Here is an 18,508-nt window from a genome sequence, read left to right as displayed (position 1 = left end):
CTAAAATATATAAAAAGCTCGTAACCGGGAAGTCATAGTATTAAATAATACAAACGCAGAATACGACTTATAATACAATTAGTTATGACATTAAACCCTCTCTTACTTTAGATTTAAAAATTTCTTCAAGGCTCGCATCAGAATCCAATTCCAACTTTTGCTTGATGCGCTGTTTTGCTTTACGAACAGCCGACACTTGAACACTCAGGATAGAACATATTACATCGTTGGAATAATCAAGTACAAACATTAAGGCATAACGGAGTTCTGTTTTACTTAAAACAACAAACTCTTGCTTTAAAACGTTGTAGGTTTCACCATATGCAAACTCTAAATCCTCAATTAAGCTATTATGGCTTACTGCACTACTTGCCAACTCATCAACTCCTTGCTTTTTAAGCAAACGTAATTTCTCTTGCGTATTTAATGCAATCTTTTCAAGTTCATTATTCTTTAAGAGGATTTCTTGCTCCCTTTGGTTCTTTTTTCGAATAACTATATATAGAATTAACAAGGCAATAACAATAGAAAACGAAGAAACTAAGATTACCATTAAACGCTCCCATCGTAATTTTTGTAATGATTGTTTAAGACTTGCAATATCTGAAGATATCTCGGCAAGCTTTGCGACTCTTTGCTTAGCTATTGAGTTTGTTTGTTCCTTTCTATCAAATGCTAATGATAAATGTTCAAAAGCAGCTTTATAGTCTCCTCGTGCTACATCAATTTCATATAGGATATTATATGCATAATATTGTCTTTCTACTAAACCATATTCTTCATAAGTGTTTAAGGACTTGTTTAACCAATTTTCTGCATTAACGTAATCTTTTTGATCGTAATAAATTAAAGCCTTAAGTTGTGTAGCACTTGGTTCTACAAATGCGTCTTTTACTTTACTAGAAGCGAAATAATCAAGAACAAAATCTACATATAAATGAGCCGAGTCATATTGATTTATTGACCTATATTCCATTGACACAATATTTAACGCTCCAAAGCATCTATTCTCTAGGCCTAATTCTTTAAATAAATTCGATATATAGATAAATTTCTTTATTTTAGTTTCAATGGAATTATCACCAATAAATACCCCCATATACTCTGAGTATAATTTTTGTTCTTTACTTCCATATTGAGACAATAGACGACTTCCTTTTTTAAAATATGACAAATAATCCTCATCTAATCGCCTATAACATCGAGCCAGGCCAAGGTTTGCCAGACCTTTAAGCTTAAAATTATTGTTATCCGAATTTGCAATACTTTCAAAATAATTAATTTTTGCTTGCTCAAATTGATTTGTAATTTCCGCAATGTTGCCCAATATAAATTGACATTTAGATAATCCTGAATTATCATTCTGCAGTAAATAAAAGTTTGTAGCTTTCTCTAAATGAATAAATGAGGAATCAATATCACCTTTAACAAATAAAAGCACTCCACTTATATAATTTACATATGCTCTATCTGAGCTAGTAAATTGTTCATTATTTACGTCGACTACATATGATAACTTCTTCTCCGCAACATCTGGATAATAAAAAACACTATCCTCTACTTCTTCTAACATTTTCTTGAAGTTCTGTGAGAATACTCCCTGAAAAGTGAACAATAATAGTGCAATCAATATTAGTACGCGCTTAAAAAACATATGATATTTTGATTTCCACAGTGTATAAACCTAAATAATTTAATACAATATAACAATTAATATCTAAATACACCCCATACCTAAATATCAAATACACCCCATGCAAACCCCTCTATATTAAACATATGAGTTTTGTCACACTTTTGTCACACTAAAAATTCGAGATTTATTTTAGGAAAACTCAAATTTGTATTCAACAACTGATAACAAACAAATTTTTAAAAATATGAAAAAGCTAATTGTATTATGTGTTTTATTCTTAAGCCTTGGCTCAGTATTAAAAGCGGACATGTATAGAGATGATCCTCCACCAAAAGAACCCGATGAACAAGTGCATACATTTTCAATAGTATATGATGACCCTAGAAGTGGAGACTTGACAGATATACCCCCAAGTGAATTTAATCCATTTGCACAAGAAGCAACTAGCGAAAGCGAAGAATAAAAATATTTGGAATCGAAAGATTTCCCTCTTAACCCCAATAATCAAGTATATAGTTCCCTCATTTATTATAGGTGAGGGAACTTTAATAACTTAATTCAATACAGTTATGAAAGATAAACTTAACATATACGCTTGGTTAATCACGTATCTCTTATTTTTAATTACCTATATGGCAATTTCGATTGGGTTTGGCATTAGTAACCTTAATAACTTTTTAAGCGGACTAATAAAACTAAGCCTACTATTCTGTTTGCCACTAGCTGTTACAATAGCTTATAATATAATTAAACCTCTTTTGACAAAACAAACATCTAAGTAAAACAGCTACTTCTTTTTGATAACCCTTCCCTAAAAAATGAAGTAATGAAAAATGAACAACGATTATTTGAACATCTTGTTAAACCAAACTTATTTCATACCCAAACCATCTTAGATATAAATTTAGAAGAACTTTTTAATAAAATTGATTACACATCTTCTGCATTCGGAAGACAGTTCTTTTACAAACATTTATTTGAAAAACACAATAGCATACCTACAGATATAATACAAAATGACTTCATCCAATTAAGCACAAAAAATAACAGTGGTATACTTAAAGAGTTAGAGAAATGCAATAATGAAGATGATTATCATGTAATTGATTCTATTATTAACTCCAAACATAAGTTTCCAAATACAACTACGGTAAGTTTATTCTCAACTATTTTATTAATAATTGGACTTCTAGGTTTAATTATACATTTTTCTTTTGCAATACTCATACTTATTAGCATCACTTTAAATGTTAGATCCACAAGCAATTGTGAAAAGTCTTTTCATGAACAAATTAATACTTACTGTGCCATTAGTAGGTTCATAAACCTTGCATACTTGGTATCTGATGTAAAAACAAATGCATTTAAAAAAGAATTAAAAAAACCAAGATCAAGATTCCTACGACTGAATTTTTTATTTAGCGAATCAGCTATATATAACTATGCATCAAAAAGCATTTTTAACCTCATCAGAATAATAATTCCCATTGACAGAATTGCTTACAAATATTACATAACTCATTTAAACTCTAATACTGATTATTATATACATACATTTCAAAAAATTGGATATTTTGACTTAATAAATAGCATTGTAGAAATCCAAAACAATTATCAAACATGCATACCTATGTTTAATGATAGCTGTGGTAATATGAAAATCATTAAGGGCTATCATCCCTTAATAGAAGAATATAAAACACACTCATATATCCCTGTAAAAAAAGATTCAATTATTACAGGTGGCATTATGAGTGGCAAATCTACATTCTTAAAGCAAATTGCCTTAAATACAATTATAGGACAAAAATTAGGCATTTGTTTTGCTTCAGAAGCCTTCCTTCCAACATTTCCAGTTTGTACATTCATGAATTCTACTGAGAATCTCCTTGGCGGTGTTAGTCATTTCTACTCCCATCTCACTCGTATGAAAAATATTATGCAGTCGTGCCTTAAGGAGAAACATATAGTAATTATAGACAACACATTTAAAAGCGCTAACTCATCTGAACAAGTAGCTATTAATTATGGAATTATAAAAGAGATTAGCAAGCTATCCCATATACTCGTCACAACTTCTGATGATGACAACTTGATTAAATTATTCCCCAACTTTAATCTATATCATATAAATCGCACAAATTTTTCTGACAAAAAAACCTATAGTGGAGAGATTGTTGGTGGAACACAACTAAAGAACAACACAATAGATGCCGCTGAAGAACTTGGTATGCCAAACTCTGTTCTTGAAAACGCTAAACAACTTCATCAACATATTAATCTACATCGTAAAAAGGCCCATAGTTGTTGCGGATCATTGATAAATATATCATCTCTTTATAATAACTCAAGCATTATTCTCGAATCCTAATTTTTGCCTTTATAAAATATGGTAGTACATTTGTGCTAAACAAGATTTTATATATGCCACTTATTCTTTCAATAGAAACTTCGACTAAAGTTTGCTCAGTATGTTTATCTGATGATACTAACATTGTTGCAAAAAAGGTTCTGCACGAAGCAAACTCACATGCCACGCACCTTACTGTATTTATTCAAGAACTTTTTGAAGAAGCAAAAGAATACTCTATAAATGATATTGATGCCGTTGCGGTAAGCAGTGGGCCCGGCTCATATACTGGGCTCCGCATTGGAGTATCTGTTGCAAAAGGCATCTGTTTTGCTATCAACAAACCTTTAATAGCCATAACTTCTCTAGAAGCCTTGGCTCATAGCATTCAATCTAATAATGAATATACGGAGTTACTAAAACAAGGTGCTTTAATATGCCCAATGATTGATGCACGTAGAATGGAAGTATATACAACATTCTTTAATGCTGATATGCAGATGGTAGATAAAATATCGGCACAAATTATAGATGAAGAAAGTTTCAGAAAAGTTCGTGAATCTACTAAGATTATATGCCTAGGAGATGGAGCTGCAAAATGTAAAGAAGTTCTTAAACATGAAAATATCTTCTTCATAGATGAAGCTGCTCCTATAGCTGAGAATATGATTCCTACCGCTTTACATAAATTTAATAATAAAGAATTTGAGGATGTAGCATACTTTGAACCCTTCTACCTAAAGGATTTTATTGCCACAACTCCTAAGAAAAAAGTGATTTAAAAACTATCCTTATTAAATTAATGGTTACTTTTATTCAGTTAATTAGTAACCACTAACTAATATGAAAAACAAATTACTTTTTTTTATTCTTTTTGTATTTGGGTTTAATATAGATGCACAAAACCCTGCTGCTAATACAGATGCGTATAAATCTGGCGAGTTTCTTAAATATTCATTAAGCTATGGATGGATAACTGCTGGTTACGCTACCTTTTCAGTAGAGGACTCGTTATTAAATGGAGTAAATACTGAGTTTATTGAAATGAAGGGAATAAGTGCGGGTGTTTTAGAAGCACTTTATAAAATAAGAGATACATATACCACATTCATTGATCCTGAAATTCATCAACCCATAAAATCCATAAGGGATATTCGCGAAGGAAAATATAGATATTATAACGAAGTTACCTTTGATTATTCTACAATAGTAGAAGATTCTATTACTATTCAGAGTAAGAAAAGTGGCGAACATCAAGTGCCCTATGTAATACAAGATATTCTTTCATCTTTATACTATTGTCGTCGTTTTGAATTTAATGACGACCTAAAGGTTGGCGAAATCATAGCTCTAGATACCTATTTTGGAGATGAACTTTACCCATTAAAGATGAAGTTTATGGGTATTGAGACAGTGAAAACTAAGAATGGCAAAATTGAATCTTACCTATTCCACCCTGTAACAGAAGTTGGAAGAGCATTTAAAACAGAGGATGATATGAAACTCTGGATTAGTAGAGACAAAAATAGAATACCGGCTTTGATAAAGATGAACTTAAAGGTTGGGTCTTTTGTAGTTGAACTGATAGAATATAAGAACCTTGCAAATCCTTTTTCAAGTAAAAAATAAAAAACCTTATTCAAATGGCTGCACATAACGAACTCGGCAATAAAGGCGAACAAATTGCAGTTAATTTCTTACGAAAGAATGGCTATCAAATCCTTGAGCAAAATTGGCATTTCAAACAAAAGGAGATAGACATTATTGCGATTCAAGGTGACACTCTTATTGTTGCCGAGGTTAAAACGAGAAGTACCGAAAACTGGGAACATCCTTCAGAAGCGATAAACAATTCTAAAATTAAATTCTTAGTTGATGCTACAGAAGCATTTATTGAAGAGAGAGATATTGACAAGGAAATACGATTTGATATAATCTCGGTTATTCCAGAAAATGGAGAATGGAAGATTGAACATATTGAAGAGGCATTTTATCCACCGATGAATTAATTTTTATAATGAATATTGAAGCTTTAAGAGAATATTGTATCAATAAAAAAGGGACTACAGAGGAATTCCCTTTTGATGATGTTACCTTAGTATTTAAGGTTATGGGTAAAATGTTTGCCTTAACCAGTTTAGATAAAGACTTATCAATTAATCTGAAATGTGATCCTGAAAAAGCTATTGAACTAAGAGAGGAGTATGAGGCTATTATTCCGGGGTACCACATGAATAAGAAACATTGGAACACTGTGCAGATTGACGGTAGATTAAAAGTTGACCTGATCAAAGAATTAATTGATCATTCTTATAACCTGGTTGTTTCTAAATTAACAAAGGCTCAGAAAACACAACTTACCAAATTAGAGTAAAAAAACTATCATGAAAAAGTTAATCCGATTCTTTCTTCAGGGGCTGCTATATATTGTTCCACTAGCAGTTACCATTTACGTTATTGTTTTTGCAATAGTATGGGTAGATGGTCTTATAATGGATCGTGAAATTTTTCAACATGGCATACTTGAGAAGTATAATTTTCCTGGGGTAGGCTTAGTCTTTATTTTAATATTTATAACACTGATTGGATTTATAGGGCAAAAGTTAATTTCATCACCCATATCAGAGGGATATAATAAAATGATGAAACGCGCCCCACTAATTAAAATGATTTATTCTTCGGTAAAAGATTTACTCTCAGCATTTGTAGGCTCTGAGAAAAAATTTAAAACCCCAGTACTGATTTCGCTCGATAAAACGAATACACTTAATCGCTTGGGCTTTATAACCTCTAAAGATTTAAGCGAAATTGGATTAAATGAAATGGTTGGGGTTTATTTACCCTCATCATACGGAATGCTGGGCGAACTATACCTAGTGCCCAAAGAGCAGGTTAAACCTATTGATGCAAATTCGGCTGATGTAATGAAGTTTATTGTTTCTGGCGGCGTAACCAACATCAAGCAATAGCTACTGAATTCAGGTTATAGACAAACCTCGCTTGTTTCTTTATAGTAATTAACACTTTCTGTTATTGTTGTATCAAACGGAGTATAATTGAATTGTATATGCTCTTTGATTGCCTCCCCTGAATACTGAGTCCTTTTTAAAGAGGTACGCGCTGATTCTTTTGTTATCATCGGCTCTGAGCCTGTTATTTTATTTTTTAATTTCTCAAAACGCCACCCTAAGTTAACCAATATCTTTTTGGCTCGTATGGAAGGACGCTTAACACCCAATACATCCGCAATGCGATTGAATAAATCTTGATAAGTTAAATTGGCACCATTTAAAATAAACCGTTCGTTTTGCACATCACTCTTCACTAAAGTAACCATGGCTGTTACCACATCACGAACATCAACAAAACCAGTCCCTCCTGTGGTATAGAATTTCATTCCTTTTGCAATAGTTTGAATTGTACGAGGACTACCTTGACTCCAATCTCCAGGGCCAATGATAACAGATGGATTTACAATAACTGCATTTAATCCTTCTTTTGTAGCGCGCCAAACCTCCATCTCCGATTTAAACTTACTCAAGCTATAAACCGAATGATCTTTACCTCCCTGCCAATATGAAAATTCATCAATTACTTCGCCGTTTTTAGAATTTCCTAAACTAGCGATAGAACTCACAAAACAGAATTTCTTAATTCCCATTTCCAATGACAAGTTTACCAAATTTGCAGTTCCTTCTTCATTAGTTCTCATCAGCTCATGGCGCATCTTTGGATTAAAAGACACCATGGCACCTGTATGATAAACTACCTCCACATTTTTTAATGACTCACGTAAAGAGTCGTAATCAAGTAAATCACCATCAACCCACTCTATCAAATCAAAGTAACTTAGAGCATCTGCACCATAAAATCCAAAAATGTGTTTTGTTTTATTCAAATTAGAACTAGGACGTTTCAGCACCCTTACCCTTTCTCCTGCTTTTAACAACTTATATAATAAATGTCCGCCAACTAATCCAGTACCCCCAGTTACTAATATCATATAGAATCTATTACCAATTAAAAATAAAGCTTTGTTTTACATCGGGATGCAAGCTTAAGGCCACAGGACATGAACTTGCTACTCGCTCAATTAATAGTTTATCTTTATCGGCGTAAGCCTTTTTAGGGAAATTTACTTCAACAATTATCTCCTTAACTCGGCGCGGACTATCATTCATTATTTTTGTAATATTTAACTCCGTGCCCTTAATATCAATATTGTTGTCCATCGCTTTTATGCCCATAATGGTCATTATACAATCGCCAAGTGCAGTGGCTAATAAATCAGTTGGCGAAAAAGCCTCACCTTTGCCTCTATTATCAACTGGTGCATCCGTTATTATAACTTCTCCCGATTGCAAGTGCTGATTCTCGGTTCTTAGTTCTCCTAAATATTTGGTTTTAACCGTTACGCTCATACTAATATTATCTCTATTGTTAATTGTTTATACATGTGATATAAACAGTTCAAAAATAGTCAAATCTTTTATGTAATTTTGCCACACTAAAAGTAAACAACTAAAAAAAATAAGATATGTTCTCAGGTATTGTAGAAGAAGCAGCTATAATAACCAATCTAAAAAAAGATGGTGGCAACCTTCATCTTACATTAGAATGCTCTTTTGTAGATGAATTAAAAATTGACCAAAGTATTGCTCACAATGGCGTTTGCTTAACTGTGGTTGAAAAAACTGACAAAACATATACTGTTACTGCTATTCAAGAAACTTTAGATAAATCGAACCTCGGACATTTAAACGTAGGTGATAAAGTAAATTTAGAGCGCAGTATGATTATGAATGGCCGATTAGATGGACATATTGTTCAGGGGCATGTTGATCAAACAGCTAAATGTATCGAAATTAAAGAAGCTGACGGCAGTTGGTACTTTACTTTCCAATACGATATTAACAAAGAAAAGGCCGCTGAAGGTTATATGACTGTTGAAAAAGGATCAGTTACTGTTAATGGTTGTAGCTTAACTGTTGTAAACTCAAAAGACGATCGTTTTTCTGTTGCTATTATTCCATATACATATGAGTTCACAAACTTCCACCAATTTAAAGTAGGAAGCGTAATCAACCTTGAGTTTGATATACTAGGAAAATACATTTCTCGTATAATGGGATTGAGATCATAATTAAAAAACAACGTAAATAACAAAACAAACATATCATATGAATTTTGTTGAAGAATTAAAATGGCGTGGCATGGTTCACGACATGATGCCAGGAACCGAAGAACTATTGCAAAAGGAAATGACGAGTGCTTATGTAGGTATTGACCCTACGGCCGACTCATTACACATTGGCCACTTGGTTTCTGTAATGATGCTGAAGCACCTTCAGGTGTGTGGGCACAGACCAATAGTTTTAGTAGGTGGTGCTACTGGTATGATTGGTGATCCATCAGGGAAATCTGATGAGCGTAACCTTTTGGATGAAGAAACACTTCAGAAAAACCAAGATGGACTTAAAGCACAACTAAGTCGCTTTTTAGATTTTGAAGGAGATGCAGAAAATAAAGCATTAATGGTTAACAATTACGATTGGATGAAGGAATTCTCATTCCTTGGTTTTATCCGTGATATTGGTAAGCATATTACTGTTAACTATATGATGGCTAAAGATTCAGTAAAAAAACGTATTACTGGAGAAGCCAACTCTGGATTATCGTTTACAGAGTTTACTTACCAGCTAGTGCAAGGAACCGATTTTTACCACTTATACAATACTTACAATTGTAAGTTACAGATGGGTGGTTCTGATCAGTGGGGAAATATTACTACAGGTACCGAGTTAATCCGTCGTATGGCTAAAGAAGGCGAAGAGGCTAAAGCCTACGCTTTAACTTGTCCGCTTATTACCAAAGCTGATGGTGGTAAATTTGGTAAAACAGAATCAGGTAACATTTGGTTAGATCCTGCTCGTACGAGTCCTTATAAATTCTACCAATTCTGGTTAAACACAAGTGATGCTGATGCTGAAAAATACATCAAAATATTTACTTTATTAAGCCAAGAAGAGGTAAGTAACTTAGCTAAAGAACATGCCGAAGCACCTCACGCACGTGCTTTGCAAAAAAGATTAGCTGAAGAAATTACCGTAATGGTTCATGGCAGAGAAGCCTATGATGCCTCGGTTGAAGCCAGCCAAATTTTATTTGGTAAAGCAACTACTGATGCGCTTAAAAAAATAGATGAAGATACTTTCTTAGCCGTTTTTGAAGGTGTACCAACGCATACTGTAGCTAAAGCTGATATTGAAGCAGGTTTAAACATTGTTGAGTTGCTAGCAACTAACACCAATATATTTCCATCAAAAGGCGAAGCGCGCAAAACAATTAAAGGTGGTGGCGTAAGCTTAAATAAAGAAAAAGTAGCTAACGCTGATGTTGTTGTAAATGCCGATGCTTTATTAAACAACAAATACTTATTGGCTCAAAAAGGAAAGAAAAATTACTTTGTGATTATTGCAGAATAATAGATAAAGTACATATTTTATATTAAGGCCGGGGGAATTTTCTTCGGCCTTTTTATTTACATAAACCCCCTATTAAACCTGATGAATACAACTGCAATTCCCTTGAATTATACGTATCATTGCATTTCGTAATTTTACATAACCTTAAACAATTCCAAATGAAAAATGCAGTTATTATTCTCCTTTTAAGTGTAATATCCTTAAGCTCATACGCCCAAACACAAAAAGGAAAATACTATGTAGGTGGTAGTTCAGACCTATCTTTTGTATCTCAAAAAATGGATTATAAATATGATGGCGATTCTATGCTAGATGAGAAAGTATCCACCTCATCATTTAAAATTAGTCCTTCAGTCGGTTATTTTGCAGCAGATAATTTCTTAATAAAATTATCAATGGACTACGAAATATCAAAAGTAGAAGATGAAAAAACAAGCACATTCATAATAGGACCTGAAGCAACTTATTATTTGAGCGATAGCAATATAAAACCATACTTAAGTGCAGCTATAGGTTGGGGAAATACACAACAAGATGATCTTAGTGTTCCTGCTACTGCATATACATTAGGTGGTGGTGTAGCATTTTTCTTGTCAGAATACGCTTCGCTAGATTTAGGTTTAGGATATGTAAATTCAACACTTACTGACCCCAATGATACTAAAGCAAAGTTTACTACAAGCGGCTTTGCCATGAATGTAGGTTTCTCATTGTACTTTTAAAAATACTTTTATATAAATATAGAGCCGGACATAGTTCCGGCTTTTTTTATGCGTAAGGGTATCTCATTTAAATAATCCTTAGTAATTTTAGGCCTCATCATTATTACTTGAAACCTTCGTATGAAGAAAGCACTTTTATTACTCATCTGCATAATTGGAATATCAATTAACATTAAAGCTCAAAAAGAGATGCTTGTGTTTTATAATGATAGTGCCAGGCAAGCCATTGGGGTTAAAAAATATGGCACGGTAATGCTTGAGTACAAAGGCTATTTAAACCAAACAGAGTTAAAAACAAATACTATTATAGAAATATCAGACAGTACCGTTGTACTTGCGAAACCCCGCATTTTTAATGGACCTACACAACACCATAGCATCATGCTCAATGATATTACTGGTTTTAGAAAAGTAAGCGCAGGTAGTCAACTCTTAAAAACTGCTATTATATTGGGAGTAACGGTAGGTTCATACTTTGCCATTAGTAATAACGACAATTTTAGCAACACCGAGCAAGTGGTATATGCCACAGCAATAGGACTAGGTACCACCTACGGACTCAAGCTAATTTTCCCGATGAACAGACCTAAATATTTCTTTAAAGATGGCTGGAAAGTAAGAACTCGATAATCGTATTCTATCGCATACTTGATTTAATAAAGCCACCTAAAATATAAGAACCCTATAATCTAACTACATCGAGCAAGAATAAATCAAACTCCACAACACCTTTAATGAACAGACTCTTCGTTTGTACCAACAAACACTCAAACATTACCGCCAAAGCAATGTTTGCACCAACAAACACTCAAACATTACCGCCAAAGCAATATTTGCACCAACAAACACTCAAACATTGCCGCCAAAGCAATATTTGCATCAACAAACACTCAAACATTGCCGCCAAAGCAATGTTTGCATCAACAACACTCAAATACTGCCGCACATTATACACTTCAAATCTGTTAGTAATTCATTCTTATTGGCATTAGCACAGTGATTGTTATTTTAATGTTTTTGAACATATTAGCATAATAATTAGCTACAAATTATTAATTTAATAGTATTGTTTAATCAGTGAGTAGATACATTTACTCACTTAACCCTAATACTAATTCTTATGGAAAAAGTAATTGGCCACAGCCGAACCACAGAAGTTGGTTCTTTATTAACTTTAATAATCAATTCCTACAAATCATCACAAATTACTAATTCATTTCTCGATTCACTATTTGTGCACCTAGGCGAAAGAAACATGCAATTATTAACAGCAGTTAGACGCTCCAAAATAACCAGTATGTTAGATGATAAAGATGAGCTGCGTGATGAAAAAATTCGATCGCTTTATTATGTGCTCCTAGGAGCTTCGCATCACCCTGATACTGCAATAGCTAAAGCAGGTATAGCTTTACTAGCCATTTTTAATAAGTATGGCTTAGCTATGTTGCGCGAGAGTTATGCCAACGAGTCTACCTTGCTAAATTCACTAATTCAGGATTTTGAGAATCCGATTTTAGCTTCAGATATAGAGCTAGTAGCAGGTTGTTCAATTTTAATTGGAGACCTAAAAATTATGCAAAACGATTTCGAACTAGTTCATACTCAATTTGAAGAAGATAAGGCACTACAAGGCAATCTGTTATCAGCAACTGAACTTAAAAAGGAACTGATATACAATATAAATACTAAACTAGTAGTTTATCTTGAGGCGATGATTTTGGCAGAGCCAAAGTCATTCGGAAACTTAACACGTTCTATTGCACAAATTATTGCCGATAATAATGCCGCTGTAAAAAAAAGAAGAAAAACTCAGGTTGAAGAATTAACAGTATAATGAAACTCAGGTTTATTATTATCAGAAGAGCGCTAATTAAGGCACGCTTCTAGTTGATTTAGGTTTATTAATTAAATTAAAAGTTGGAAAGCTCTGTTTTCCAACTTTTTCTTTCAAAGCCTAGTTACCAACAGCTATTCACATACTTTTAAACAAGCAACACACATTTTATGAACAGACAAGTTACTTTGTTAAAAAAACATGAAACCCCACCAACAGTGAATCAACAGCTATTCAATAGATATTCACACAGAAATAAACACGCGCAGTTTATAAACCCCCACTTTTTGTTAATAACCCACATTAAGCCGAAAATAGTCCGCTTTACCCTATAAAAATAGCTTTGTTAAAAAGTTTGTGATTTTATCCAACATCCTATTTTAGCAAACTTTTGAGGCTTTTTACACCTTCTCCTAAAGGTAATTAACAAATCCTCATATCTTTTAAACCACTTATCAAAGGCTTATGAACAGAAATTGTGGATAAACTGGTTCCCCGCTCATACATTTACCAACAGTATATAAACGGATATAAACACTTATCACAAGCTATTCACAAAATAACCAACAGATCACGTTTATAAACCCCTATTTTTTGTTGATAACTCAAGATTTCAACAAAAAGAGGGCTTTAATCGCCGAACTTTACGTATGTTAATAAGTTAAGAGATGAATCAATAACAATTATACAAACCAATTTTCAAGTTGCAGATCCTTGTTTGAAGTGTTTAGTTCAGGCACCTCGCCCCATAAAGCATCGGGATAATAACGCAAAAGGTGCTGCTTAATAATTTTAGCTGAATCTTTAGTAATTGAGGGATCGCTAACGGGATAGTGGTTGTAGATAATTCCGTATAGCGGGATGCCTTTACTTTTTAGAACTTCGAGTGATAGTAAAGTATGGTTTATGGAACCTAATCTGCCTGAGGTAACTAAAATAACCGGAGCATTAAGCTCTTTTATAAAATCGACCAATAGAGTTTTGGGGTTTAGAGGCACCATTAATCCACCAACGCCTTCTAATAGAACATTAGAATATTGCTTTTGTAATTTTTGATAGGCTGTTTTAATTTTAGCAGGGTTTATTTCAGTGTCAACCATTTGGGCCGATAAATGTGGCGATGCAGGAAATGGAAATAAATAAGGGCAGCTTGTTCCATCCTCATCTAGATCTTGCCAAGGCATATCCATTATTTTACGGTGCATTTCTATATCTTCTGATCGCTCAACACAACCTGTTTGTGCCATTTTCATGGTGATAACATCATCACCCTTATCGAGCATATACTTTGCCAATAACCCGGTAACAATAGTTTTTCCGGCGTCAGTATCGATGGCAGTGACTATATAATTCATATTATATTATTTTCGTTTCAACACTAATAAATAGGGGTGGTAAGTTAAAGGGTAACCAGCATCGTGTCTGTAATTTTCGTATTTATCAACAAAGTTCTGAAAATGCCTTTTGGTCCATTTACAATTCGCGGTTCCGTTTACACCCGTATAACGCATGTGCTTTAACACATCATAAGCACTTTTAAAATACAATTGCTGATGCCACTCTTTTTGATCCACAACTTCAAAATAATCAGAAGCCAATTGCATCACCTCAAACACATCAGGATAGGCTATTCCATGAGTAGTAATCTCTTTAATCTCGGTATAATTATCACGACCAAACGACGACAAAATAAGATAACCGTTCTCCTGCAAGCAATCATGCATCTTGCTAAAAAAAACACTCAAATTTTTTATCCATTGAATTGTAGCTCCTGAGCAAATAAGATGTTGTCGTTTAGGAAAATCAATAGCTTCAATATCGCCAGCAATAAACTGAAAAGTAGCACAAGAATTGGATTCAACAATCTCCTGAATAACAGAATTAGTACACGGCACTAAATCATTTGCAGCATAATGTTTGGGAGAAAAATAATTGAGCACTGCCTTTGTTAATAAACCAGTACCGCTGCCCAATTCAAGAATATTGTCCACTTGGCTCCCATCAACATAGCCCTTTGCTAGATCTACTAAATCAACAGCCATTTTTGCCTGTACTGAGGCATGTTCAATGTAAGTTTCTTTAGCACTACAGAAACGTTGCTTTAATAATTGTTTATTCATCACATGTGATTTTATTGGCAAAGCTGTATCCATTGCGTATAATTATAAAAACAAAAGTGGGGAGCTTCAATGGTCTGAATTTCTAATTTTCCCTCCCAGAAGGTCTGCTGATTTTTTGCCATAAATATCATATCATCAAGCCCAATGATAGCTTTAGTAAAAGAGTTAGTCGATAATTGATGTGACTCAAAGTGACGATATAAACAAGCCAATTCTGCTTTCTGATTCTCAAAGCTTCGCTTAGGCGGATGAGTCTGAAACTGTTGCCAAGCATCTCCTCCTCCGCACATACGCCGCTGAAACTTGCCAAAAGTTCTTTCATTTAATCCTTGTAAAGTGCCCTCTGCAATTGCTTTGGGTATGCCTGCACTTTCATTAATTGGCGCTAGTGTACCATTAAAGGCTGTGGCGCTCGCAGCATTAACCTGAGCTATTTCCATAATATATTGCGCTACCCAAACCCCAAAGCTCCATGCAGCAACATGCACTTGCTGATAAGATTTAATGGCATCTATAATGGCATCTTCAATTAATAGTGATGAATAATCGTAGAATATCAACACATCGGTACCACCGCATTCTAAAAACTGAAAACCTTCACTGTCGCAAGCCCATCCATTAAAAAATACAATCAGCTTGTCATTCTGGCAATTATTAACCCACATATGTTTCATTGTCTCAATCTTTGTTTTTCAGTATTGATAATATCTATGGCTTTTAATAGTTCTGCCTCCTTAATATTTGCTGTGAGCGATAAGCGTAAACGCGCAGTGCCGGCGGGTACTGTTGGTGGACGAATAGGAAAGACCAAATATCCTTTCTTTTGCAAGTAAAGCGATAACTGAACGGCAGCACTGTTCTCACCAACTATAAAAGGCACAATAAATCCCTGATGCAAACCCGAATTATACAGTACTTCTTTTGTTTTAGTGCAGAGATCAAGCAACTGCTTTCTCTGTACCTTAAAGCTAGGCATGCGCCGAATAATAAACATTGACCACGCCATATTTACAGCCGGAAGTGCCGTTGTAAACAGTAAGGTGCGGGCCTTATTAATCAACATTTGCTGCAAGTCTTTTGAAAAAACGGCGTAGGCTCCAACCGAAGCCAAAGCCTTTCCCATGGTTCCCACCAAAATATCAATATCAGATACCACTCCCTGCAGTTCACACAGTCCCAATCCATTTTCGCCAACAGCACCCACGGCATGTGCTTCATCCACATACAAAATAGCATCGTATTTTTGCTTCAGAAGAACCAGGATGCCTAGGTCGGCTTCATCTCCATCCATACTAAAGATAGATTCGCTTACTATAAATACATTGTTGTAGGAGCTTCGCTTTTTTTGCAAGATAGATTCCAAGTGCTCATAATCGAGATGGCGGTAACGAATTTGCTCAGCATTAGACAATCGTATGCCATCAATTATACTAGCATGACATAATTTATCACTCAATATCAAATCCCCTTTTCCGCTAATAGCGGGAAGAACACCGGCATTAGCATGATAACCACTATTGAAAAACAAGGCAGCTTCTGCTCCATATAAATGCTTTAACAGACCTTCAGTTTCATCATATAAATTGGAATTTCCAGTCAATAATCGCGAAGAAGAACTTCCGAACTGAAGCCACTCAGGATTCTCTAAAAGTTGCTTGGTAAACTCCAACTTTAAGGGTTCGTAGGTAGCCAGTCCCAGGTAATCGTTACTCGATAAATTGAGCATCTTCTGTCCTTCGAAACTACAATACCCATCCTTTAAGTGCGCTACAGAACGCAGATTACGCTGCAAGCCTTCTTCAGATATTTGAGCCAATTGCTTTTTAAAATCTAACATACAAGTGCTTTGGTACTTTCAACAACAACCTTACACACAGCATCGCATAGCTTCTGTAGTTCAGCATCGGTAATAATAAAAGGAGGCATTAGATAAACCAACTTCCCGAAGGGGCGCACCCAAACACCAGCCTCAACAAACATGGCTTGTATACTTGCCATATCAACCGCTTCGTTCAACTCCACAACCCCTATAGCCCCCAATACACGAACATCCGCAACAGCGGTATTTTCTTTTAAGGATGATAAGCCATTGCGCAAGGTATTTTCGATGTGTTGTACTTTGTTTTGCCAATTACTTTGAAGCAATAACTCTATACTTGCATTGGCCACTGCACAGGCCAAAGGATTTCCCATAAAAGTAGGGCCGTGCATAAAAACACCTGGCTCGCCATTACTGATAGTATCCGCTACATTAGCAGTGGCTATGGTGGCAGCAAAGCTCATGTATCCGCCCGTAATGGCTTTTCCTAGGCACATAATGTCAGGCCTTATATTGGCAAAATTACAGGCAAACAGTTGACCCGTTCTGCCAAAGCCTGTGGCTATTTCATCTGCAATTAAGAGTACATTGTAATCTTCACATAATGTTTTTAGCCCTGCCAGATATTGAGGATGATAAAAGCGCATACCACCGGCTCCTTGCACTATGGGTTCAATAATAATCGCCGCTATTTCATCGCTATTTTCACTTAATATCTTTTCCATCGGAGCTAGCGACTCTGGCTTCCACTCTGCATCAAAAGCAATGCTTGGCTGTTCTGCAAAATAATGAATGGGCAGTTTGCCATTAAAAATATGATGCATACCCGTATCAGGATCACATACCGACATGGCATTCCACGTATCGCCATGATATCCATTGCGCACCGTAGCAAACTTAGTTTTAGTTTTACTACCCTTGGCATACCAATATTGTAGCGCCATTTTCATGGATACTTCTACTGCAACGGAACCCGAATCGCAGTAGAAAACTTTTTCTAAACCATCGGGTGTAATGTTAATTAACTGCTCGGCTAACTCAACAGCTGGTTCGTGTGTTAATCCGCCAAACATTACGTGCGACATATTTTTAAGCTGCTTTTCGATGGCGGCATTTAAAACCGGGTGATTGTAGCCATGCACGGCAGCCCACCACGAAGACATACCGTCTGTTAGCTGCCTGCCATCCTTTAGATGAATGGTGCAGCCCTCGGCCTTATCTACCGGATACACGGGTAAGGGATTTGTGGTTGAAGTGTAGGGATGCCAGATATGTTCTTTGTCGTATTCTAATAACTTATTTGTCTGCATTGGGTAATGTTTAATAGTATGTAAGTTTTAGGGCTGAAGGCTGAAGTGTTAGACAGTAGAATAGCCATACCTTCCAAGACTAGCTTCGGCCTCTTTTTAAAGGGCTTCTGTTTTTAATAAGGTTTTAGTAAGACTGGGAAGCTGAGGGCTTTGCCCGAAGATCACCCAGCCGCACTTAAACCGTTTAAAATAAAGAAGACTTTTAAAAAGCAGCCGACGGACTTTTTTTCTA

At 35.0% G+C, this 18,508-nt stretch carries 20 protein-coding genes; 12 read left to right on the top strand and 8 right to left on the bottom strand.

Going from position 1 to position 18,508, the window contains the following annotated elements:
• Positions 1–82: 82 nt before the first annotated feature.
• On the bottom strand, positions 83–1,573 hold the full coding sequence (locus tag QMO11_RS12415; RefSeq protein ID WP_282037583.1) for a helix-turn-helix transcriptional regulator: 1,491 nt from the start codon (positions 1,571–1,573) through the stop codon (positions 83–85).
• 307 nt (positions 1,574–1,880) lie between these two features.
• Here QMO11_RS12415 and QMO11_RS12410 point away from each other — a divergent pair, with 307 nt between their 5' ends.
• The 7 genes from QMO11_RS12410 (at position 1,881) to QMO11_RS12380 (ending at position 6,955) form a co-directional block, all read left to right on the top strand.
• The gene (locus QMO11_RS12410; protein ID WP_282037582.1) at positions 1,881–2,099 is read left to right on the top strand and encodes a hypothetical protein; all 219 of its coding nucleotides are present in this window, start codon (positions 1,881–1,883) and stop codon (positions 2,097–2,099) included.
• Positions 2,100–2,462: 363 nt separating this feature from the next.
• Positions 2,463–4,007: a MutS-related protein gene (locus tag QMO11_RS12405; protein WP_282037581.1), complete on the top strand. Its 1,545-nt coding sequence runs from the start codon at positions 2,463–2,465 to the stop codon at positions 4,005–4,007.
• Positions 4,008–4,060: 53 nt separating this feature from the next.
• On the top strand, positions 4,061–4,768 hold the full coding sequence (gene tsaB, locus QMO11_RS12400; protein ID WP_282037580.1) for a tRNA (adenosine(37)-N6)-threonylcarbamoyltransferase complex dimerization subunit type 1 TsaB: 708 nt from the start codon (positions 4,061–4,063) through the stop codon (positions 4,766–4,768).
• Positions 4,769–4,829: 61 nt separating this feature from the next.
• Positions 4,830–5,615, top strand: a complete 786-nt coding sequence (locus QMO11_RS12395; protein WP_282037579.1) for a DUF3108 domain-containing protein — start codon at positions 4,830–4,832, stop codon at positions 5,613–5,615.
• A 14-nt stretch (positions 5,616–5,629) separates the two neighbouring features.
• A complete protein-coding gene (locus tag QMO11_RS12390) occupies positions 5,630–5,995 on the top strand; it encodes a YraN family protein (protein WP_068475590.1) in 366 nt (121 codons plus the stop codon).
• Positions 5,996–6,003: 8 nt separating this feature from the next.
• Positions 6,004–6,360 carry an MmcQ/YjbR family DNA-binding protein gene (locus QMO11_RS12385; RefSeq protein ID WP_068475592.1) on the top strand — a complete coding sequence of 119 codons (357 nt, stop codon included), beginning with the start codon at positions 6,004–6,006 and terminating at the stop codon, positions 6,358–6,360.
• 10 nt (positions 6,361–6,370) lie between these two features.
• Positions 6,371–6,955, top strand: coding sequence for a DUF502 domain-containing protein (locus QMO11_RS12380; protein ID WP_282037578.1), 585 nt, complete (start codon positions 6,371–6,373; stop codon positions 6,953–6,955).
• Positions 6,956–6,969: 14 nt separating this feature from the next.
• Here QMO11_RS12380 and QMO11_RS12375 read toward each other — a convergent pair whose 3' ends face one another.
• Together QMO11_RS12375 and QMO11_RS12370 are read right to left on the bottom strand one after the other, a co-directional pair.
• Positions 6,970–7,989: an NAD-dependent epimerase/dehydratase family protein gene (locus QMO11_RS12375; protein WP_282037577.1), complete on the bottom strand. Its 1,020-nt coding sequence runs from the start codon at positions 7,987–7,989 to the stop codon at positions 6,970–6,972.
• Positions 7,990–7,999: 10 nt separating this feature from the next.
• Positions 8,000–8,407 carry an OsmC family protein gene (locus QMO11_RS12370; protein WP_282037576.1) on the bottom strand — a complete coding sequence of 136 codons (408 nt, stop codon included), beginning with the start codon at positions 8,405–8,407 and terminating at the stop codon, positions 8,000–8,002.
• Positions 8,408–8,523: 116 nt separating this feature from the next.
• Here QMO11_RS12370 and QMO11_RS12365 point away from each other — a divergent pair, with 116 nt between their 5' ends.
• From QMO11_RS12365 to QMO11_RS12345, 5 genes are all read left to right on the top strand, one after another.
• Positions 8,524–9,129, top strand: a complete 606-nt coding sequence (locus tag QMO11_RS12365) for a riboflavin synthase (RefSeq protein ID WP_282037575.1) — start codon at positions 8,524–8,526, stop codon at positions 9,127–9,129.
• A 37-nt stretch (positions 9,130–9,166) separates the two neighbouring features.
• Complete coding sequence (tyrS, locus tag QMO11_RS12360; protein WP_282037574.1) at positions 9,167–10,471, top strand: tyrosine--tRNA ligase; 1,305 nt, start codon at positions 9,167–9,169, stop codon at positions 10,469–10,471.
• 158 nt (positions 10,472–10,629) lie between these two features.
• Positions 10,630–11,193 (top strand): outer membrane beta-barrel protein, encoded by a 564-nt coding sequence (locus tag QMO11_RS12355; protein WP_282037573.1) that lies wholly within the window; start codon positions 10,630–10,632, stop codon positions 11,191–11,193.
• A 120-nt stretch (positions 11,194–11,313) separates the two neighbouring features.
• Positions 11,314–11,823 (top strand): hypothetical protein, encoded by a 510-nt coding sequence (locus QMO11_RS12350; RefSeq protein WP_282037572.1) that lies wholly within the window; start codon positions 11,314–11,316, stop codon positions 11,821–11,823.
• A gap of 490 nt (positions 11,824–12,313) precedes the next feature.
• Positions 12,314–13,027, top strand: coding sequence for a DUF6261 family protein (locus tag QMO11_RS12345; protein WP_282037571.1), 714 nt, complete (start codon positions 12,314–12,316; stop codon positions 13,025–13,027).
• A 683-nt stretch (positions 13,028–13,710) separates the two neighbouring features.
• On the opposite strand, the gene bioD is transcribed toward QMO11_RS12345, so the two are convergent.
• The 5 genes from bioD to bioA are packed head-to-tail and all read right to left on the bottom strand — an operon-like array spanning position 13,711 to position 18,276.
• A complete protein-coding gene (gene bioD / locus QMO11_RS12340) occupies positions 13,711–14,382 on the bottom strand; it encodes a dethiobiotin synthase (RefSeq protein WP_282037570.1) in 672 nt (223 codons plus the stop codon).
• Positions 14,383–14,388: 6 nt separating this feature from the next.
• Positions 14,389–15,147, bottom strand: a complete 759-nt coding sequence (gene bioC / locus QMO11_RS12335) for a malonyl-ACP O-methyltransferase BioC (protein ID WP_282037569.1) — start codon at positions 15,145–15,147, stop codon at positions 14,389–14,391.
• Between the two features lie 11 nt (positions 15,148–15,158).
• A complete protein-coding gene (locus QMO11_RS12330) occupies positions 15,159–15,821 on the bottom strand; it encodes a DUF452 family protein (protein ID WP_282037568.1) in 663 nt (220 codons plus the stop codon).
• Positions 15,818–16,984: an aminotransferase class I/II-fold pyridoxal phosphate-dependent enzyme gene (locus QMO11_RS12325; RefSeq protein WP_282037567.1), complete on the bottom strand. Its 1,167-nt coding sequence runs from the start codon at positions 16,982–16,984 to the stop codon at positions 15,818–15,820. The genes QMO11_RS12330 and QMO11_RS12325 overlap by 4 nt, the downstream gene beginning before the upstream one ends.
• Positions 16,978–18,276, bottom strand: a complete 1,299-nt coding sequence (gene bioA, locus QMO11_RS12320; RefSeq protein WP_282037566.1) for an adenosylmethionine--8-amino-7-oxononanoate transaminase — start codon at positions 18,274–18,276, stop codon at positions 16,978–16,980. Before bioA ends, QMO11_RS12325 begins: the two co-directional genes overlap by 7 nt.
• Positions 18,277–18,508 lie beyond the last annotated feature (232 nt).

Source organism: Saccharicrinis aurantiacus (genome assembly GCF_947489045.1).
GTDB classification, from domain to species: domain Bacteria; phylum Bacteroidota; class Bacteroidia; order Bacteroidales; family Marinilabiliaceae; genus Saccharicrinis; species Saccharicrinis aurantiacus.
The sequence above is the reverse complement of the archived record's forward strand: the minus strand, read 5'-3'. Positions and strand labels throughout refer to the sequence as shown.